The sequence below is a fragment of the Agrobacterium sp. LY4 genome, assembly GCF_001526585.1.
GTDB lineage: Bacteria > Pseudomonadota > Alphaproteobacteria > Rhizobiales > Rhizobiaceae > Agrobacterium > Agrobacterium leguminum.
Genome location: NZ_ASYA01000014.1, coordinates 67,062 through 85,409 on the forward strand (window position 1 = coordinate 67,062; position 18,348 = coordinate 85,409).

Below are 18,348 nucleotides of genomic sequence, written 5' to 3' on the forward strand. Positions count from 1 at the left end.
GCGACGGTGAGCGAACTCAAGCTTCCGAAGGATGACCGTAGCATCGAGGTCTACCGGCTTTCAGGCACGCCAGTCGCGGTTGAGAAACGCAGTGCCGCGGATTTCAACCGCGTCGCCTTCGCCGCCGCCCATGTGGTGGCCGACCCCCTTGCCGATAATGACCCATGGCTGACGCCAGCCATCGACTGGGACGCGACGCTGCGTTTCCGTCACCGCCTGTGGGATCTCGGCCTCGGTGTCGCCGAGGCGATGGATACGGCGCAGCGCGGCATGGGGCTGGCGTGGCCGCAGGCGCAGGAACTGATTTCCCGTTCGCTGAAGGAGGCGGCCAGCCGCAAGGATGCGCTGATCGCCTGCGGCGTCGGAACCGACCATCTGAATGGCAGCGGCTACGACCTGAACCAGATTGTCGACTCTTATCTCGAACAGCTTGATTTTGTTCAGGGAGAAGGCGGACGTGTGATCCTGATGGCGAGTCGTGCACTGGCTGCGGCGGCGCGTTCCCCGGATGATTATCTCAAGGCCTATGCGCGGGTTCTCTCCCATGCCGACCAGAAAGTGGTGATCCACTGGCTGGGTGAGATGTTCGATCCCGCGCTTGAGGGTTACTGGGGTTCCGGCGACCACATGCAGGCCATGGAAACCTGCCTAGCCATGATCGAGGAGAATGCAGACAAGATCGACGGCATCAAGATTTCGCTTCTCTCCAAGGAAAAGGAAATCGTCATGCGCCGCCGCCTGCCCGCAGGCGTTCGCATGTATACCGGTGACGATTTCAACTATGCCGAACTGATCGCCGGTGACGAAAAGGGCCATTCGGATGCACTGCTCGGCATTTTTGACGCCATAGCGCCGGCGGCTTCGAAAGCGCTGGCCTGCCTGAAGCGCGGGGCGGACAACGAATTCTTCGATATTCTAGAGCCGACGGTGGCGTTATCGCGCCATATCTTCAAGGCCCCGACCCGCTTTTACAAGACCGGCGTGGTGTTCCTCGCCTATTTGAACGGGTTGCAGGACCATTTCACCATGGTCGGCGGGCAGGAAAGCACCCGCTCCACGCAGCATTTCGCCGAACTTTTCCGACTGGCGGACAGGGCCAATGTGCTGGCCGAGCCTGATCTGGCGACGCATCGCATGAAGGCGTTTCTGGCCGTCCGTGGCATCGGGTGAAGCAAAATAAGGGGAGATACAGAGATGAGCCTTGAAGGCCTTTCCATCAATTTCGCCACCGTGCGTCAGGGCGGAGACTTCGGCGCCATCGTCGATGCCTGCCTTGCCCATGGCATCACCGCCATCTCGCCCTGGCGCGAGCAGGTGCATGGCGTTGGCCTTGCTGAAGCCGCCCGCATTGTCGAGCAGAACGGGCTGCGCCTCAGCGGCCATTGCCGGGGCGGTTTTTTCCCCGCGCCCAATGCCGAAGGCCGCCGCCTCGCCATCGAGGACAATAAACGCGCGGTCGATGAGGCAGCCGCCATGAAGGCCGATTGCCTTGTGCTGGTCGTGGGCGGCCTGCCCGCTGGCTCGCGTGACCTGAAAGGCGCACGGCAGATGGTGGAGGACGGCATGGCCGAGCTTCTTCCCTATGCGCGGGCTGCCGGCGTACCGCTCGCCATCGAGCCGCTGCACCCCTTCTATGCCGCCGACCGCGCCTGCTTCAACACGCTGAAACAATCGCTCGATCTCTGCGACAGGCTGGGGTCTGGAACCGGTGTTGCCATCGATGTCTACCATGTCTGGTGGGATCCGGAACTGGATGAACAGGTGGCGCGTGCGGGCAGAAACGGGCAAATTCTCGCCCACCATATTTGCGACTGGCTGGTGCCGACCACCGATCCGCTCAACGATCGCGGCATGATGGGCGACGGCGTGATTGACCTGAAGGCATTTCGCGCCATGATCGAGGCCGCCGGCTTCCACGGCCCGCAGGAAGTGGAAATCTTTTCGCATCGCTGGCAGGCGCGCCCGATGGACGAGGTCCTCGCCACCGTGGTCGAGCGTTTCAAGACTGTTTGTTGATTATCCGGGAGAGAGACAATGCCTGAAAAGGTGAAACGCAAACGCTATGCGCTGGTCGGCACCGGCAATCGCGGCACCACCATGTGGGGCCGCGAATTGCTGGCCGGCTGGAGCGACTATGTCGAACTGGTCGGCATTTGCGACCTGAACCTGATGCGCGCCGAGCGCGCTCGCGCCATGATGGGATCGAACGCGCCGCTTTACGACGATTTCGACCGGATGATGGAGGAGCAGCGACCCGAACTGGTGATCGTCTGCACACCTGACGATACCCATGACGACATTATCATCCGGGCGCTCGAAGGCGGGGCCGATGTCATCAGCGAAAAGCCCATGACCACCACCCCGGAAAAGATCGACCGCATTCGCGCGGCGGAGGCCAAAAGCGGCCGCCGGGTCGACGTCTCCTTCAATTACCGTTTCTCTCCCACCGCCGCCCGCATCAAGGAGCTGATCGACGAAGGCGCCATCGGCACCGTCACTTCGGTCGATTTCCACTGGTATCTCGATAACCAGCACGGCGCGGATTATTTCCGCCGCTGGCATGCCTTCACCGAGCATTCCGGCAGCCTGTTCGTGCACAAGGCCACCCACCATTTCGATCTGCTGAACTGGTATCTCGATTCCGATCCCGTAGAGGTGAAGGGTTTCGGGCAATTGCTGCATTATGGCAAGAACGGTCCGTTCCGCGGAACGCGCTGTCGCACCTGTCCGCACAAGAACGAGTGCGATTATTTCATGGATCTCGGCGCCGATCCTTTTCTCGATGCGCTTTATGAAGACCCTTCGACGGTGGACGGTTATATGCGCGATGCCTGCGTCTTCCGCGAGGAGATCGACATTCCCGACACGATGAGCGCCTCGATCCGTTATGCCAGCGGCGTGCAGGTTTCCTATTCGCTCAACACCTATATGCCGATCGAGGGCCACCACATCGCCTTCAACGGCCATAAGGGCCGCATCGAGATGCGCCAGTATGAAAAGCAGCCCTGGACGGAACCGCCGGCCGATGAAATCCTGCTGGTGAAAAGCTTCGGCGGCGGTGTCGAACATATCTGGGTGCCGCATGAGCCGGGCGGCCATTATGGCGGCGACAACCGCATGCGCGACATGATCTTCAAGCCCGGCTCCAACGACCGGCTGCGGCAGCGGGCGGGTTCGCGCGCCGGCGCCATGTCCGTTCTGACAGGCGTGGCGGCGCTGAAAAGCGCCCGTGAAGGCGGCACGGCGGCGGTGAAATCGCTGCCGGTTTAACCGCCTTCATCTGCGGCCCATCGGCAGCTGGGCCGCAAACGGCAATTGCCAAAAAAGAACGGACGATATTCCGCAGATTACGCGCTTCTTCCATGCCGGTAAAATGGTCGCCGGGGGAAGAAAGAGTGAGTCATGTCCAGTTTTGAATCCTTCGTTCCGCTCATCATCATCGGCGTCAGCCTCGTCGTATTTTTCAAATGGGTCGGGCGAGATATGAACCGGGAAGAGAAAAAACCGCGTTCCCGCCGCTGACGGCAGAAAAGCGCGCCCGCGCGGCGTGGAAACGGAACCCGCGCCTTTTCCCCTGCGTTTTCCCACTAAAAGGAGGACGCGACATGACGAAGAAAACGAAGCCGAAAACAGTCGACAAAGGGCCTTCCAGCCCGAACGACATTCCTCCCGCTGGCCCACACGCCAAACCGTCCCTCACCGACTATGACAAGACGCCGGGCGCAGGCAGCCTGCCGGATGACGGTGCGAAAGACGTGTCTCCCGGCGGAGGTTGATGCGCGCGAAACCAAAGGCCGCGCAAGACCGGGCGCACGTTTGGGTCAGCGGGAAATAACGCCGTGAACCAGATACTTAGCCGATGAGCGGTCGCTCGCCGGTGCTTTTTCCTTCAGGGCCCATTGCAAAATCAAAAATTGCGCCTATATTTTCCTCATCGACCATTGCTTGTGACGTCGTTCTGGAACGCTGTGTTCCCCGTCGGATTTCCTCTCAAATAATCGATCTTATCCCGCAAGGTATCGCGGGAACCACAACGATTCTACGAAAGGAAATCGTTATGAACACTGGTACTGTAAAGTGGTTCAACGCCACCAAGGGCTTCGGCTTCATTCAGCCTGACAATGGCGGCGCGGACGTTTTCGTTCACATTTCCGCTGTTGAGCGCGCTGGCATGCGTTCGCTGAACGACGGCCAGAAGATCAGCTACGAGATCGTCCAGGACCGTCGGTCCGGCAAGAGCTCGGCTGATAACCTTCAGGCAGCTTGATATTCGTCATTTGACCCCGCAGACCACGGATGTACTGGCTGCCGGTTAGAATGATTGTGAGAGGTCGGGTCAAAGCCCGGCCTTTTGTTTTTGGGCCAGGGAAAAAGCGCGTCCGCGAAGGGCTGCTGCCTGCCGCTAAAAAGGTTACCCGCCCCCGCCAGCCGTCCGATACCGCTCTTCCATAAAGGAGAATGCCATGGCCGCGTCAAAGGAAACTTTTTTCAAACCCGGCAAACTATCCGCGCAGGACAGGGCGTCATTGACGGATAACGCCGCAAAGCAGATCATAAACGCCGAGGCCGACCAGCGCGCCCGCAAAACGGAACGCCTTCGCCAGCTTCGCGAAGCACAGGAAGCGACGATTATCGCCGACGCGCCGGTTTCCGCAAAAAAACGATCCGGCAAGAACTGACTGGCCGGATTTCCAGCATCGCCCGAGCGAAGGGCCTTGAACGGATTGTCTCATAGCCGCTCGAGGCCGTATCGATCCAACAGGAGGAGGACACCATGGCCAAGGGTCAATTGCGCAGTAACAAGGAAATCCGCAAACCGAAGAAGGACAAGACGAAAGCACCTGCCGCGCCGCCCGCCGGTTCGCAGGTCAAATTCGCAAACGCCACGACAGCGGATGCCAAAAAGAAATAAGCGTCGTGCGGGCCGGCATGTCATGGCGAATAAAAGTATTACCATGGATACCGGACTTGTTTTGGCCACATTGCCCATTTACACAGCTCACATGGCAACTGCTGGTGAGCGCGAATGAAATCGACGTTCGCAGTTGTTTTAGTCGCTTCAGACTTTTGACCACGGATGTACTGGCACGGGTGTTGAGAGCGATATGAGGAAGGTCGGTGCAATATTGCCCCGGCCTTTTTTGTTGCCTGCGGCAGCGGCTGCCGCATCTTCCGCCGTCGTCAGCGGAATTAACTTGCCTATTCCCCTTAATCAGCGCAGGCTTTCTCATCGGTAATTAAAGGGCGTTGCCGCCGTCAGGCCTGTTGCACCCCCAGCCCTGTCCCGCCCGTTGTCCGGCGGGAACGATCCGGAATTCACGCGACATGCATGACGGCACGGGCCGGAAACGGTTTCCCTGACGTCGCCCGCGTTTCAAGGCGTTGAAGCGTCCCCGCACCGCCTCTGGATGGCAGCGCGACGCTCCGGCTTTTGTGAACCCCACAGGAAAGGAGGACGTCATGTCTTCCGCATATGAAAATTGCATCATCACATCGCAGGACCTGAAAATGCTCCAGTCAGTGCTGGAAGGTCTCGGTTATGACAGCCACTCCATGGATGACGAAGTCATTCTCTACAACAATGCCGCCCGCAAGGTGATCCAGCTCTTTCAGGATGGCTTGACCGACCCCGCCGATATTTCGGAGGAAATGCTGTTCCTGTTCGGCGTTCACAAACATGAACGCGTCAAACCGTGGAAACCGCTGCCGCGTTACGCCATTCAGGGCCTTCCGCCTCTTTACCGGTGATTGGGCCTGCCGCCCTTTTCGTGGCGGCCTTCAAAATCACCGATGAAAATAACGGCTTGGCAAAAGCCGTATATCAGGCAACACTGAAATTGAGCGTCCCGTGCGCGATCAGGCGCATCCCGGGAAGCTTGGGTATGGAATGTGCATCCGAGGCGTTGCGGGACCATGATCGGTCTTCGCCAGACTTCGGTTGTTTCCCATGCCGGTAAGTTTTGCGTCTGCGTGGAGGTGAGTATGACGTATGACTGGAGCGGCCGCAAAATGCGCCGCATGCGAGCGGCGAAACTGACGATCATCAGCCTCGTCGCAGCTTTCGTGCTGACTGCCCCGATTTTCGCCCATTATTGAGGTTTTCAGACGCGAGGCGGGGTCATACCGGCTGGCGGACTTCACTCGGCTTTCTCAACCGGTTCTTCAGCCATTTCTGAACGGGCTGATCGTAATGGACCGTCAGCCACCATGACAGGCACGTCGTGCCGATGAGGAAAACAATGCCGGCCGGCAAAGCGAGGTTTTCCCGGTGCACCGCGGGGATCAGAAGCTCCGTCCAGGCCAGAAGCGGAATATGCAGCACATAGACCGCGTAGGACGCCGTGCCGAGAAACACCGAGACCATTCCCACCCCGCGCCCCGGAACCGTCTTGCTGGCGACGAAGAGCAGCAGCGGCCAGACGACGAGGACAACCGCAAGATCGAAGAACGGCCGAAGCTCGCGCGACATCGGCACGGCCAGAATGAAACAGACCAGCAGAAGGCAAAGCGCCGCCTGAAAGGGTTTCAACTGCGGTATGCGATTGCGGAAACGGTAAATCAGCACGCCGGCAAAAAACGAGAAGAACACCCGCCCCATGCCGGCATACATTTCATGCCAGCGAAAACCGGCATGCAGACGGCCGAACTCGGCGGCAGCCACCATCAGCACAAGGGCGCTGACAATGAGCACCGCGGCGGTCTGTTTCGTCGTGGCCCGGACACCGAAGCGGGCGTAAAACGCATTCACCACCAGTTCGTTGAAAAGCGACCATGCCGGGCTGACGAGAAACAGCGCACCGTTCAGGGTGAGCGTGAAGGGTGCCGGCAAAAAGAGCAGCCCCGTTACCAGGGCGAAAGCAAGCTCGCCGGGATCGATGAGACGATGCAGATCGTCGATCGGCGTCGGCAGGCCCAGCACGTAGAGACAGATGAAATAGGCCGCCATCAGGGCCAGCGCCAGCCCATAAAGAGGATAAAGACGTGCGAAGCGCGCCTTCATGAAAAAGCCTGGCGTAATCGCCCCTTCGGCCAGTTTCCGGCTATAGGCATGCGCGAGCACAAAACCGCTGAGCGCAAAAAACAGATCCACGGCGAGATAGCTCGAAGCCGTGCTTTTTCCGAACAGATCCTCGGCGTGGCGGTGGACTATGAAAAGGGCAGCCACGCCCCTTATGCCGTCGAGCAATATGAAGCGTTCCGGAGACGACTGGACCATGGCATGAGGCTCGGTGTGGCTGACGGATTTAAGGTTCACAGGCAACGAGCTTTACCGCGTTGCGGTTCACCGCTGCCAGTCACAAACTGTTTAACGTGGCGAACGTCCCATATTATTATGGAACACTAACGGATGATCGACACCCTTTCGCGGCTGCGAAAGGCGTGCTACGTCCGGATGTCATCGATCTTCCGAACCTTTGACTCTGTGCCCTGTCCTTTCGAAACTTCAGTTTGATTTCACTTGGATATCTTCGGCGCAAATTCAGATGGGGCGGCGTTCGACGGCAGGCAACTTTCGCGGAGTCTCACCATGTCCACCATTGCAGAACGTATCAGAAAAATCATCGTGGACCAGCTTGGTGCAGACCCTGCCACCATCGTGGACGAGGCCAGTTTTGCTGACGATCTCGGTGCGGATTCGCTCGAGACCGTTCAGATCGTCATGGAAATCGAAGAGGAATTCGGGGTGGAAATTCCAGATTCCGCCGCAAGCACGATCCTGACCGTTGGCGACGCCATCCGCTTCGTCGAAAAAAACAAGGCGTGACCGGCAGGGGGATTTACCCCGCAGACAAAGCCGCGACGGGATCGAGCTTCGACGCGTTGCGCGCCGGCAGATAACCGAAGACTACACCGATCAGCGTCGAGCAGACGAAGGCGGCGATGATCGACGCCGTGGAATAGACCATGGCGAAGTTGCTGCTGAAGGCGGAAAAAAGCGCGCCGAAGCCGAGGCTGCCCAGCACGCCCAGCGTACCGCCGATGATGCAGACCAGCACCGCTTCGATGAGGAACTGCCGCAGAATATCGGTGCGCCGTGCGCCCACCGCCATGCGCACGCCGATTTCCGACACGCGTTCAGACACCGAAACGAGCATGATATTCATCACCCCGATGCCGCCGACCAGCAGCGAAATCACCGCAATGGCCGCAATCAGAAGGGTCAGCGTCTGCGTGGTGCTGGTGATGGTCTGGCGGATATCGTCGGTGTTGAGAATGTAGAAATCCCGTGTGCCGTGCCGCTGGGTCAGAAGCGTCGTCACCGCCTGCTCGGCGATTGAGGCATCGACATCGTCGGCCACCTGCACCGTGATGCTGCGCAGCGACAGGCTGCCGAGAAAGCGCGACTGGACGGCGGTATAGGGCAGGTAGAGCGACAGGTTCTGGCTCGAGCCGAAACCGCCCTGCTGCGCCTGCGTGACGCCGACGATGCGGGCCGGCACCTTGCCGATGAGAATGACCTGGCCGACAGGGCTGCCGTCGAAATCCGCAAACAGCGATTTGCGGGTATTTTCGTCGATCACCACTTCCTGCGCCTTCTGCGCAACGCTTCCGCCATCGAAAAAGCGACCCTGCGACAGCTTGGTGCCCTTGGCGACGAAATAGCGCTCGCTGACGCCGTTCACCAGCGCATTCGCCTCCTTCGCGCCGAAACGCACCGTGCTGGACGTCGAGACCGTCGGCGTCACCGCCGCGACATAGGATTGCTTGGCAAGCGCTTCGGCATCGGAAACGACGAGCGTGGTGATCTTGCCCGACCTTATGTCGCCGAAATCCTTGCCCGCGAAGATTTCCAGCGTGTTGGTGCCAAGACTCGATATGTTCTGCAGCACCCGCTGCTGCGAACCCTGCCCCAGCGCCACGACGCTGATGACCGAGGCGATGCCGATGATGATGCCGAGCATGGTGAGAAAGGTGCGCAGCTTGTGCGCCCGCATCGACAGAAGCGCCATGCGCAACGCCTCCCGCAGAGACGAAACGAGACCCGCAAGACCGGAAGACCCGCCGGAAACGGCAGCGGGTTTGGCATCGTCCTGCGGCACGGGCGTTGCATCCGTCCTGCGGTCGGAAATGATCGTGCCGTCGCTGATTTCGATGATCCGCCCGGCGCGTCTGGCAATCGACATGTCATGGGTGACGATGATGACGGTGCGGCCTTCGGCATGCAGCTCGCCGAGGATGCGCAACACCTCGTCGCCACTGGCGCTGTCGAGCGCGCCGGTCGGCTCGTCGGCAAGAATGATCTCGGCACCGTTCATCAGGGCGCGGGCGATGGAAACGCGCTGCTGCTGGCCGCCGGAAAGCTGGCCGGGACGGTGATCGAGGCGTTCCGCCATGCCGAGGCGGCCGAGCAGCCTTGCAGCATTGTGCCTGCGGTCGCCCTGCGTCTTGCCGGCATAGATCGCCGGAATTTCGACATTGCCGAGCGCCGTCAGCTCGGCCAGCAGATGGTAGCGCTGGAAGATGAAACCGAGATTTTCACGCCGCAGCGCCGAAAGCGCGTCGGCATCGAGATTGCCCGTTTCCCGGCCCCTGATGCTGTAGTTACCCGATGTCGGGCGGTCGAGGCAGCCGAGAATATTCATCAGCGTCGACTTGCCCGACCCGGACGCACCGACGATCGCCACCATCTCACCGGCCTCGATGGTGAGGTCAATGTTCTTCAGCACGCTGATCGTGCCTTCGCCGGAGGGATAATCCCGCCGCACGGATTTAAGCGAAATCAGAGGTTCAGCCATGGTTCAAAGCCCCATCGGCGGGCCGCCCGGCCCCGGCATGGCGTTTGCGGTGGTGTCGGTGGAACGCTCGCCGGTCACCACCCGCTCGTTCTCGGCAAGGCCGGAACGCACTTCCGCCGTGACCTTGTTGTTGAGCCCGATTTCGACCTTGCGCTCGGAAACCCTGCCATCGGCACCGGCCACGCGCACGACATAGCTGCCGTCGCTGTCCATGCTGCCAAGGGCCGCCGAGGGGACGGTCAGCACGTCCTTCGCTTCGCCGAGAACGATATGGACCTCCGCCGTCATATAGGTGCGCAGCTTGCCGTCCGGGTTCGGCACTTCGAACACGCCATTATAATAGATCGCCTCTGATGACGACGTGCTGGAAGAGGATGAGCTGGAGGATGAAGAGGTCGAGGAGCTGAAGCTGGAATCGCTGCGCACCGATTCCGGCGCCGGCTCTATCGAGGCGAGCGTCGCGTCGTAACGCTGCTGCGGCTCACCCAGCACCGTGAAATAGACCGGCAGGTCCGGCTTGACCCGCGTTACATCCGCCTCGGAAATTTCCGTGCGCACCGTCATCCGATCGAGCTGACCGAGGATGACGATGGTTGGCGCGGATTGCGTGGCGTTGACGGTCTGCCCTTCCTGGCTGACGATCGACAGAACCGTGCCTTCGATGGGCGCGGTGATCTTGGTATAGCCAAGATTGGCCTCGGCCGTTTCCACCGCGACCTGCGCTTCCTCGATCTGGGCGTCGATGGCTTCGATCTGCGCCTCGGTGACGGCGAGCGCCGCGGTGGCGCTTTCGAAATCGGCGCGGGAGGCGGCGTTCTTCGACACCATCTCCTGCTGACGGGCAAGGCTCTGGCGGTTGAGAACAAGCGTCGCCTGTTTCTCCACCCGCTGCGCCTTCACGTTCGCAAGGGCCGCCTGCGCCGTGCGCAGGCTGTTCGTCTGGGTAACGGAATCGATTTCGGCGATCAGATCGCCCGCCTCGACCGTATCGCCGAGCGCCACCTTGACGGCGGTGATGCGGCCGGAGGCCTGCGCGCCGACGGCGACAAGGCGAACGGGTTTCAGCGTTCCCGTCGCCAGCACCGTCTGCTCGATATCGCCGCGTGTCACCGGTGCGGTTATGTAGTCGGGTGTGGCCGCCCGTGTATATTGCGAGGACAGCCAGTAGCCGCCCACAGCGAGAGCGACAACCGCCAGCAATGCGCCTGCTTTGCGTGCCGTTTTCATCTTGATGTCCTGTCCAGCCGGTTCATTCGAAGGAAGAAACCGGCGTCATCTCGTGTTTCACGAGGATGAAACCCCTATCCGCCTCGATCCATTCATAGGCAGAGGCGGATTTTCGCGCCGCGGCCTTGCGGCAGGTGCTGCGAAGACGTTTGGAATCCGTCTTTTCGCGCTGATCCTTCGCACAGGCGGGCTGACGCCGCTGTTCATCCTGCCGGGATTTGGCCGCCGGCTGTTGCACGGGCTTGTCCTTTGCCACGGCCATCGACCAGGCAAAGCTCAAACCAAAAGCCGTTGCCAGCACCAGATAGAAATATCTCATCATCGTCTTCCTGCTTGAAAATCACGCGGGGGATCGCAGGCGTGCGATCCCCCGGCTCCAGCCGTTGCCGGCTGATTTCCTCCTTTACTGGGGGGCAGATTAAAGGAGGAAACTTCGAATAGTTGCCTCAGCCCCGTTCCGCCTCGGGAACCGGCGGCCTCATATCGCCATGCGGGGGAGCAAAGCCGCCGCGCGCTGCGGGGCCATGACGCGGGCCGGGAGGCGGAGGTGGCATCAGCGCACGCTCGAGTTCGGCAAGCTTCAGCACCTGCTGCGGCGAAAGCTTCGGTTTCAGCGCCGCAACGGCGTCCTGCAAGGCTTTGGCCTTTTCCGCCTTCTGCGCGATGATGCCTGCCAGCTCCTCTCCCGCAAGACGCGGCTCGGGCTTGGCCTTGCCTTCACCCTGCACCGGCGGACGCGGATTGCGCTCCGGACCGGGGGAAACGAGATCGATCAGCGCCGTGGTATAGGCGCGCCATGGACCGAGCTGCTCCGGCGTGACGCCGAGATAGATTTCGGCCGCCGAAAGCTTCGTCGCCAGCCCGAGAACATCCGGGCCGGGCATTCTGCGCATATGCGGCGGCAGCGGCCTTTCATCCGGACCCCGATCCGGGCCGATGCCCGGGCCGAGATCGAGATTGGCGGGCGGCGGCGCAGCCTGTTCGGTCGCCTGGGGTGCGGGCGCATTCTCTTCCGCTGCCTGCGCGGCGGCGGAAACGCCGATAATTGCTGTCGCGATGACGGCGGTGGCCAGTAGCGAGTTTCTCATCTTACCTTCCTTCCGTTTTCCAACATGAAAGGACGATAGGTGCATCGCGTTTCCGGCTTTGGTCCGAATGTTTCCGGCCTGCTTCCGCAAACCGCCTATTTGTAACCGAATGTTGCCAGAACGGCCCCGGAAAGCTTTCGTTGCAAAAATCCGCCGTTTCTTTTCGGCGCTTATGTATAGTGGCATCAAAAGGTTGGACGATATGACGACAGTTTCGGTGACACATATATTGATCGTCGATGACGATCCGGAAATACGCACATTGCTCGCGAAATATCTCGGCTCGCAGGGGTTTCGCGTGTCGATGGCCGCCGACAGGCGTGAGTTCGAGGAAAAGATCGCGAGCTCCGATCCCGATCTCATCGTACTCGACGTGATGCTGCCCGATGGCTCCGGCCTCGATATCTGCCGCGATCTGCAAGGCCGCCGGCCGCGCACGCCGGTCATTCTCCTGACAGCGCTGAAGGAAGATGTCGACCGCATCGTCGGGCTGGAAATCGGCGCCGACGACTATCTCGGCAAACCCTTCAATCCGCGCGAACTGACCGCGCGCATCAAGGCCGTGCTGCGCCGCGCCACGCCGCAGGAAGCCCCCCGCCCCTCATCCGCCGCCTATGGTTTTGCGGATTTCACCGCCGATCCCGAGCAGCGCTCCGTCATCCGCGCCAGCGGTGAAAAGATCGATTTGACGGGAGCGGAATTCGATCTTCTGAAAGTCTTTCTCGACAGGCCCGGCCGGCTGCTTTCCCGCGATCAGCTTCTCGATCTCACGCAGGGCAAGGATCGCGGCCCGTTCGACCGCTCCATCGACGTGCTGATGAGCCGCTTGCGCAAGAAGCTGGACGCCGACACCCAAACGCCGATCTTCAAGACCGTGCGCAACGGCGGTTACCAGATGACGGTTCAGGTCAAAACCCTGCCGGTGCCGCGATGAGCTCGCTTAAAAACCGCATCACGGCGCTGATGATCGTCTCCATCATCGCGGTCATCGCACTTGCGACTTTTGTGGCGGACCGGACATTGCAGCCGCCGCCGCCCGACGCCACCATCGAACCGCTGGCCCGCAGCCTCGCCTTTGCCGTGGCCATGGCCGAGCGCGATCCCTCCCTGCAGCAGCCCGGCTATTTCCAGATCGAGCAGAAGCCGCCGGAAGGCGATCTCGACGGCATGCTCTCGGAATTTCTGGAAAAGGCGCTGGCCCGTATCGGAGAGCCGCGCACCGCGATGGTCATCCGCTCGCCGGGAAATCCTGCCCCCGTGGCGGCTATCGCGCTGGAAAAAGGCGGCTGGCTGGTCGCGGAAATCCCGCATATGGGTCCGCCGCCGGGCGGCTGGAAGATTTTCGGCATGTGGATCGGGCTGATCATTCTCGGCAGCGCCGCCGTTTCGATCTTTGCCGCCAGCAAGATCACCCGCCCGCTCGACATGCTGGAAAATGCCGCCGCCAGCATCGGGCCTGACGGTTCGCTGCCGCACCTGCCGGAAACCGGACCAGGCGAAATCCGCGCCACGGCGCGGGCGCTGAACGAACTCGCCACCCGCCTGAAGGCGGCGATGGAAAGCCGCATGCGCCTCGTCGCCGCCGCCGGCCACGATCTCAGAACCCCGATGACCCGCATGCGGCTGAGGGCGGAATTCATCGAAAACGACGAGGAACGGGCCAAATGGCTGGCGGACCTCGAGGAGCTGGACGCCATCGCCGACAGCGCCATTCTTCTGGTGCGGGAAGAGGTCAGCCAGGATAGCGTCAAGACGATCGACATCGGCACGCTTCTCAGCGAAATCGTCAACGATGTATCCGATCTCGGCCATGCGGGCGCACTCGACTTCATCGAGCCGGAGGCCGCCATGACCATCAAGGCGGCCCCGCTGGCGCTGAAGAGAGCCCTGCGCAACCTCATCCTGAACGCCGTTACCCATGGCAAGAAGGCGCATATCGATCTGACCGGAGACGAGAGCGAAATCGTCGTGACCATCAGGGACGAAGGCCCCGGCATTCCGCAGGAACTGATCGGGCGGGTTTTCGAACCCTTCTTCCGGGTGGACCTCGCGCGGCGCAAATCAATCCCCGGCGTGGGTCTTGGTCTTGCCATCGCCAAGGAAATCATCGAGCGCTTCGGCGGCACGATCACCATTGCCAACCACAAGAAACAGGGCCTGATCCAGACCGTGATCTTCGCAAGGGCGGCGTGACGTCACGCCGCTGAAACAGTCTGCGCCTGCGGCTTAGCCAGAAGCAGGCTTTCGGCATAGGCCATCATCAGCGGCCCGACGCCCTTGGCATCGTCGGACACCACCGGCTCGGTCAGATAATATTCCGGCGTTCCATCGCGATAATTGCCCTCAAAGCCGCCAAGGCCCGCGACATGAACGATGCCGATGAGGCGGGTCACGCCCTCTTCATCGGCTTTCAGCCGCGTTTCAAGAAGCGCCTCAAGCGCACGGCGACCCGCCGAGAGGGCGGCATTCACCTCTTCGCCCTGCACGAGCTTCAACCGCACTGCGTGCAGCAAGGCATAGGCAAACATGGCCGAGGCGGATGTTTCCTCGTAATTGCCCGCAAGGCCCGGATTGTCGAGAACCTGCATCCAGAGGCCGGCCTCAGTCTGCCGTGCGATGATGCCGGCCAGAAGCAACTGCGTCTTGTTGCAAAGCGCCGCCGTCGCGCCGTCATCCGGCAGGATGGCCAGCGCGTCCACCAGCGCCATGGCGAGCCAGCCGACCGCACGCGCCCATATGGCGGGAGACTTGCCGCTTTGAGGATCGGCCCAGCGCTGGCTGCGGCTGTCGTCGTAACCATGGGCATAGAGCCCAGCGCTATCCTCGGTCGCCGCGAGCGCCGCTGAAAACTGCCGCACCGCATCGTCGATCAGTTCCGCCCGGCCCGTCGCCTGAGCGTATTCGATCTGGAAAGGAAGTCCCATATAAAGCCCATCCAGCCAGACCTGATGCGGATAACGCTTCTTGTGCCAGTAATTCCCGGATGCGATGCGCGGATGGCTGCGCAGTTGCCCCGCCAGATGTTCCGCCGCAGCGAGGTAACGCGGATCGCCCGTTTCCGCCACAAGGGGAAAGAGGATACGACCAGCGAGGATATGGTCGATATTATATTCCTGCGGATCGTACCCGGCGAGCGTGCCGTCTGGCGCTATCTGCGCATCGGCGAGACGATGCAGATGGTCGTTCCAGCGCGCTTCCCCGGTCGCCTCGAACAGCTGCTGCAGGCCGCGATAGACGCATCCATCCTCGTAACACCAGCTTCCGCCCTTGTAATGTTTATAGCGACTGGAGAATTGATCAAAATATTCAGTGGCTTTCATCGGTTTTCTCAATCGGAATCTGACACAATGGAAACGGACGCGTCGCTCAACAGGGCGGGATTATCGCAGACTATATGCGCCTGCTCGAAAACAATCGCCTCATGACGCATGGGACGCACCCGGTCGGCCATGATCGGCGGCGTTGCGATGGCCGAAGGATCGCGCGAGACGATGGTGAGATTGCGGATGGCGATGTTGCGGATGGGCGCTTCGGCAAGGCCTAAAAAAGCGCCGGCCGCATGGGAGAGATTGCGGATTTCGACGTCCTCCACCGTAATGCCGTCGATAAAGGGCGTGCCGCCATCAACCGGCGCCGGGTTTCGCGACTGCACCCAGTCGTCATGTCCATCGGCATCGCAATGGTAATGGGCATTGGCGGAAAGCGCGGTCTGCACGCCATCCAGCAGCACCCGGCGCATGGCAATGTTGCTGACGGTACCGCCCCGCCCGCGCCGTGTCTTGAGGCGCAGGCCGCGATCCGTGCCGACCATATCGCAATCCTCAACCGCCACGTCACGCACACCGCCGGACATTTCCGAACCGATCACCAGCCCACCATGGCCGCGCTGCATCAGGCAATGGCGCACCCGAACGCCGCGCGTTTCCGCGAGATGATCGTCCTCGCCATCGGGGCCGCGCTTTCCCGCCTTCACCGCGATGCAATCGTCGCCGACGGAAAAGCGCACGCCTGATATCGTGACGTTGCGGCAGCTTTCGGGGTTGAAACCATCGGTGTTCGGGCTGTCATGGGGTGCGACGATGCTGAGGCCGGCGGCAATCAAGTCTTCGCAGCCCTGCGGATGGATCGTCCATGAGGCGGCGTTTCGGATGGTGAAACCGAGCAGGTTTGTCTTCCGGCAGGAAACGAGATGCAGGCCACGCGGCCGGCGCGCGCCGTCGCGGGTTTCTTTCGGCCAGCTCCACCAATCGCCGCTATCGCCGGAGCCATCGAGAACGCCCCTGCCCTCGATGACGAGATTGTCTGCCGCGATGGCGTGAACCGGCGCGGCAAAACAGGCATCCGGCAAGCCTTCCCAGCTTCCGAGCATGCGGCCTGCCTCATCGCGGGCGGGCAGGATCGGCCAGCCCCTGCGGGTGGAGGGCGCGCGCAGCACGGCTCCTTCGGCAAGGTGGAAGGTCATGTTGCTTTTCAGGCGAACGGGAAAGGCTGTCCAGAGACCGGCCGAGAGACGCAATGTGCCGCCGTGCGGCACCGCAGCCACGGCCCTTTCCAGCGCCTGCGCATTGGCGCGCGCGCGTGTCTCATCATCGAGCGCAACATCCGGCATGGGGGAGAATTCCGCAGCCTCGACAAGCCCGGCACAGGGGGCGGTTCTGAACTCCAGCCGCCCGAACCCCTCCGCTTCGAAGACATAGCGGGTATCCGGGGAGAGACCATGCAGCAGCGTCACCACGGACGCTGTTTCGCCGCGCCGTTCGTCGCCATCCGCCGACGTCAGACGCCATGCCGTTTTGTACGGAAGGAAATATCGAGCGCCGGGCACAGCAAGGCAAAGCGCTGCCGTTCGCGCCGAAGACGCGATGATAAGGGGTTCGTTCATGCTCTTTTCTCGTCTTTGGTGCCTGTCCGGCCAAACCGTTAGCGGACATGCCTCACATCATCCGGCAGCCGGATAGGGAGCCCGCCGCCATGGAGGCGGCGGCGGGCCATTGTCGTCAATCAAATTTGGCAAGAACATCGTTGGTCGTATCGATGATCTGCTCGGCCGCCTCTTCCGCCGTCAGCTGGCCATAGGCATATTCCTCAAGCGTATCGATGAAGCCCGAGCGGATTTCCGGGTGTTCGTTGAAGGGTGACACCACCGGTCCCGATGCCGCCATGACGATGGCGTTGGCGGCCCGCACTTCCGGCTCACCCTTATCGCCCAGACGCGCAGCCGCGGCTTTCGACGCGGGCAGGCCGCGCGAGGTACCGAGCGCATCGATGCCTTCCGGTTCGTTCAGCAGGCAGTTCAGGATTTGCGCGGCCGCTTCCGGGTTCCTGGAGTTTTTCGAGATCGAAAACACCATGGAAGGCTTGCGATAGACGCCCTCTGTCACGGCATCGGCAAGCTTCAGCATCGGGAACGGTTTCAGAACCTGCCCTTCCTTGAGCGGATCGGCATATTTCGAATAGGTCGAATCCCATTCATAGGAGCCGGCAATCCGGCCTTCCGACCAGGACGGTTTTTCATAGAGATTGACATTACCGTCGGCCGCTTCCTCTTTCTGGGAGCGGATGGAGCCGGTTTCGACCAGCTTGCCGACGAAAGAGATACCCTCGGCAAGCTCCTCCGGCGTCCAGGCCACGCGGTTGGTCTTGGGATCGACCAGATCCTTGCCGGTCTTCTGTACGACAGCCAGTGTCACCAGAAGCTGGGCAGTCTCCTTCACGGCATTGAAGGTGTAATAGTCCTTGCCGAGCTTTTCCTTGATGGTCTTGGTTGCCGCGAAAAACTCGTCCCAGGTCTTCGGAATTTCCACGCCGGCCTTTTCGAAGGTGGTGGCGTTGAAGAAAAAGACGCGACCGGTGGTGGAAACGGAAAGCCCCTGCAACACACCGTTCATCGAACCGGCATCCAGATCGCTCTCGGCCCATTGCGAAAGATCGAGCGGTTTCAGCTGGCGCAGATCGGCAAAACCTTCGCCGTTCTTGGAAAACAGCGGCAGCCACGGCCAGTTGACCTGAACGATATCGGCCTCCGTCTTGCCGGCCATCTGCGTGGTGAGCTTTTCCAGATAACCGTCGAATCCGGTGAATTCGCCCTTGACGGTGTGGCCGTATTTCTCCCCACAGGCGGCAATCGCCTTCTGGGTGGCGACGTGGCGGCTTTCGCCGCCCCACCACGACATGCGCAGTTCCGCAGCACCCGCCGCCGGAGCCGTCGCCATCGCCACATAAGCGGCACCGGCGAGCATCGCCATCATTCTTGTCATCGTCTTCATTGTTCTTCTCCTCCTCGAAAAATCAGGCAC

General features: G+C 61.1%; 19 protein-coding genes. 11 read left to right on the forward strand and 8 right to left on the reverse strand.

The genetic code is table 11. The annotated features are described in order from the left end of the window. Nucleotides 1-6: 6 nt before the first annotated feature. The 8 genes from L904_RS14590 to L904_RS14615 all read left to right on the forward strand — a co-directional run bounded on the left by L904_RS14590 (nt 7) and on the right by L904_RS14615 (nt 5,748). Nucleotides 7-1,170, forward strand: coding sequence for a dihydrodipicolinate synthase family protein (locus L904_RS14590; RefSeq protein ID WP_020809246.1), 1,164 nt, complete (start codon nt 7-9; stop codon nt 1,168-1,170). Nucleotides 1,171-1,194: 24 nt separating this feature from the next. Next, nucleotides 1,195-2,016, forward strand: coding sequence for a sugar phosphate isomerase/epimerase (locus L904_RS14595; RefSeq protein WP_020809247.1), 822 nt, complete (start codon nt 1,195-1,197; stop codon nt 2,014-2,016). An 18-nt stretch (nt 2,017-2,034) separates the two neighbouring features. Next, a complete protein-coding gene (locus L904_RS14600) occupies nt 2,035-3,270 on the forward strand; it encodes a Gfo/Idh/MocA family protein (protein WP_020809248.1) in 1,236 nt (411 codons plus the stop codon). A gap of 335 nt (nt 3,271-3,605) precedes the next feature. Then, the gene (locus tag L904_RS28145; protein ID WP_020809249.1) at nt 3,606-3,776 is read left to right on the forward strand and encodes a hypothetical protein; all 171 of its coding nucleotides are present in this window, start codon (nt 3,606-3,608) and stop codon (nt 3,774-3,776) included. A 281-nt stretch (nt 3,777-4,057) separates the two neighbouring features. Continuing rightward, a complete protein-coding gene (locus L904_RS14605; RefSeq protein WP_003520191.1) occupies nt 4,058-4,267 on the forward strand; it encodes a cold-shock protein in 210 nt (69 codons plus the stop codon). 196 nt (nt 4,268-4,463) lie between these two features. Further along, nucleotides 4,464-4,679, forward strand: coding sequence for a hypothetical protein (locus tag L904_RS14610; RefSeq protein ID WP_020809402.1), 216 nt, complete (start codon nt 4,464-4,466; stop codon nt 4,677-4,679). Between the two features lie 95 nt (nt 4,680-4,774). Beyond that, a complete protein-coding gene (locus tag L904_RS28150; protein WP_020809401.1) occupies nt 4,775-4,912 on the forward strand; it encodes a hypothetical protein in 138 nt (45 codons plus the stop codon). A 548-nt stretch (nt 4,913-5,460) separates the two neighbouring features. Next, complete coding sequence (locus tag L904_RS14615) at nt 5,461-5,748, forward strand: hypothetical protein (RefSeq protein WP_020809400.1); 288 nt, start codon at nt 5,461-5,463, stop codon at nt 5,746-5,748. Between the two features lie 370 nt (nt 5,749-6,118). Here L904_RS14615 and L904_RS14620 read toward each other — a convergent pair whose 3' ends face one another. After that, nucleotides 6,119-7,216: an acyltransferase gene (locus L904_RS14620; protein ID WP_020809399.1), complete on the reverse strand. Its 1,098-nt coding sequence runs from the start codon at nt 7,214-7,216 to the stop codon at nt 6,119-6,121. Between the two features lie 312 nt (nt 7,217-7,528). On the opposite strand from L904_RS14620, the gene L904_RS14625 reads away from it, so the two are divergent. Next, the gene (locus L904_RS14625; RefSeq protein ID WP_003520197.1) at nt 7,529-7,765 is read left to right on the forward strand and encodes an acyl carrier protein; all 237 of its coding nucleotides are present in this window, start codon (nt 7,529-7,531) and stop codon (nt 7,763-7,765) included. A 13-nt stretch (nt 7,766-7,778) separates the two neighbouring features. Here L904_RS14625 and L904_RS14630 read toward each other — a convergent pair whose 3' ends face one another. The 4 genes from L904_RS14630 to L904_RS14645 form a co-directional block, all read right to left on the reverse strand. After that, a complete protein-coding gene (locus L904_RS14630) occupies nt 7,779-9,737 on the reverse strand; it encodes a MacB family efflux pump subunit (protein WP_020809397.1) in 1,959 nt (652 codons plus the stop codon). Nucleotides 9,738-9,740: 3 nt separating this feature from the next. Continuing rightward, nucleotides 9,741-10,964, reverse strand: coding sequence for an efflux RND transporter periplasmic adaptor subunit (locus tag L904_RS14635; RefSeq protein ID WP_020809396.1), 1,224 nt, complete (start codon nt 10,962-10,964; stop codon nt 9,741-9,743). 22 nt (nt 10,965-10,986) lie between these two features. Further along, nucleotides 10,987-11,283 (reverse strand): hypothetical protein, encoded by a 297-nt coding sequence (locus L904_RS14640; protein ID WP_035264377.1) that lies wholly within the window; start codon nt 11,281-11,283, stop codon nt 10,987-10,989. Nucleotides 11,284-11,410: 127 nt separating this feature from the next. Further along, nucleotides 11,411-12,052, reverse strand: a complete 642-nt coding sequence (locus L904_RS14645) for a hypothetical protein (protein ID WP_020809394.1) — start codon at nt 12,050-12,052, stop codon at nt 11,411-11,413. A 202-nt stretch (nt 12,053-12,254) separates the two neighbouring features. Between L904_RS14645 and L904_RS14650 the strand changes: the two genes are divergently transcribed. Together L904_RS14650 and L904_RS14655 are read left to right on the forward strand one after the other, a co-directional pair. Beyond that, on the forward strand, nt 12,255-12,986 hold the full coding sequence (locus L904_RS14650) for a response regulator (protein WP_196248079.1): 732 nt from the start codon (nt 12,255-12,257) through the stop codon (nt 12,984-12,986). Continuing rightward, nucleotides 12,983-14,245 (forward strand): ATP-binding protein, encoded by a 1,263-nt coding sequence (locus tag L904_RS14655; RefSeq protein ID WP_020809392.1) that lies wholly within the window; start codon nt 12,983-12,985, stop codon nt 14,243-14,245. Before L904_RS14650 ends, L904_RS14655 begins: the two co-directional genes overlap by 4 nt. 2 nt (nt 14,246-14,247) lie before the next feature. Here L904_RS14655 and L904_RS14660 read toward each other — a convergent pair whose 3' ends face one another. From L904_RS14660 to L904_RS14670, 3 genes are all read right to left on the reverse strand, one after another. Further along, on the reverse strand, nt 14,248-15,372 hold the full coding sequence (locus tag L904_RS14660; protein ID WP_020809391.1) for a glycoside hydrolase family 105 protein: 1,125 nt from the start codon (nt 15,370-15,372) through the stop codon (nt 14,248-14,250). Nucleotides 15,373-15,380: 8 nt separating this feature from the next. Continuing rightward, nucleotides 15,381-16,934: a glycoside hydrolase family 28 protein gene (locus L904_RS14665; RefSeq protein WP_031233593.1), complete on the reverse strand. Its 1,554-nt coding sequence runs from the start codon at nt 16,932-16,934 to the stop codon at nt 15,381-15,383. Between the two features lie 115 nt (nt 16,935-17,049). Further along, complete coding sequence (locus L904_RS14670) at nt 17,050-18,318, reverse strand: ABC transporter substrate-binding protein (protein ID WP_020809390.1); 1,269 nt, start codon at nt 18,316-18,318, stop codon at nt 17,050-17,052. Nucleotides 18,319-18,348 lie beyond the last annotated feature (30 nt).

Coding starts and splice junctions, on each gene's coding strand:
- L904_RS14595 (WP_020809247.1), top strand. CDS start 1,195: ATGAGCCTTGAAGGCCTTTCCATCAATTTCGCCACCGTGCGTCAGGGC.
- L904_RS14600 (WP_020809248.1), top strand. CDS start 2,035: ATGCCTGAAAAGGTGAAACGCAAACGCTATGCGCTGGTCGGCACCGGC.
- L904_RS28145 (WP_020809249.1), top strand. CDS start 3,606: ATGACGAAGAAAACGAAGCCGAAAACAGTCGACAAAGGGCCTTCCAGC.
- L904_RS14605 (WP_003520191.1), top strand. CDS start 4,058: ATGAACACTGGTACTGTAAAGTGGTTCAACGCCACCAAGGGCTTCGGC.
- L904_RS14610 (WP_020809402.1), top strand. CDS start 4,464: ATGGCCGCGTCAAAGGAAACTTTTTTCAAACCCGGCAAACTATCCGCG.
- L904_RS28150 (WP_020809401.1), top strand. CDS start 4,775: ATGGCCAAGGGTCAATTGCGCAGTAACAAGGAAATCCGCAAACCGAAG.
- L904_RS14615 (WP_020809400.1), top strand. CDS start 5,461: ATGTCTTCCGCATATGAAAATTGCATCATCACATCGCAGGACCTGAAA.
- L904_RS14620 (WP_020809399.1), bottom strand. CDS start 7,216: ATGGTCCAGTCGTCTCCGGAACGCTTCATATTGCTCGACGGCATAAGG.
- L904_RS14625 (WP_003520197.1), top strand. CDS start 7,529: ATGTCCACCATTGCAGAACGTATCAGAAAAATCATCGTGGACCAGCTT.
- L904_RS14630 (WP_020809397.1), bottom strand. CDS start 9,737: ATGGCTGAACCTCTGATTTCGCTTAAATCCGTGCGGCGGGATTATCCC.
- L904_RS14635 (WP_020809396.1), bottom strand. CDS start 10,964: ATGAAAACGGCACGCAAAGCAGGCGCATTGCTGGCGGTTGTCGCTCTC.
- L904_RS14640 (WP_035264377.1), bottom strand. CDS start 11,283: ATGAGATATTTCTATCTGGTGCTGGCAACGGCTTTTGGTTTGAGCTTT.
- L904_RS14645 (WP_020809394.1), bottom strand. CDS start 12,052: ATGAGAAACTCGCTACTGGCCACCGCCGTCATCGCGACAGCAATTATC.
- L904_RS14650 (WP_196248079.1), top strand. CDS start 12,255: ATGACGACAGTTTCGGTGACACATATATTGATCGTCGATGACGATCCG.
- L904_RS14655 (WP_020809392.1), top strand. CDS start 12,983: ATGAGCTCGCTTAAAAACCGCATCACGGCGCTGATGATCGTCTCCATC.
- L904_RS14660 (WP_020809391.1), bottom strand. CDS start 15,372: ATGAAAGCCACTGAATATTTTGATCAATTCTCCAGTCGCTATAAACAT.
- L904_RS14665 (WP_031233593.1), bottom strand. CDS start 16,934: ATGAACGAACCCCTTATCATCGCGTCTTCGGCGCGAACGGCAGCGCTT.
- L904_RS14670 (WP_020809390.1), bottom strand. CDS start 18,318: ATGAAGACGATGACAAGAATGATGGCGATGCTCGCCGGTGCCGCTTAT.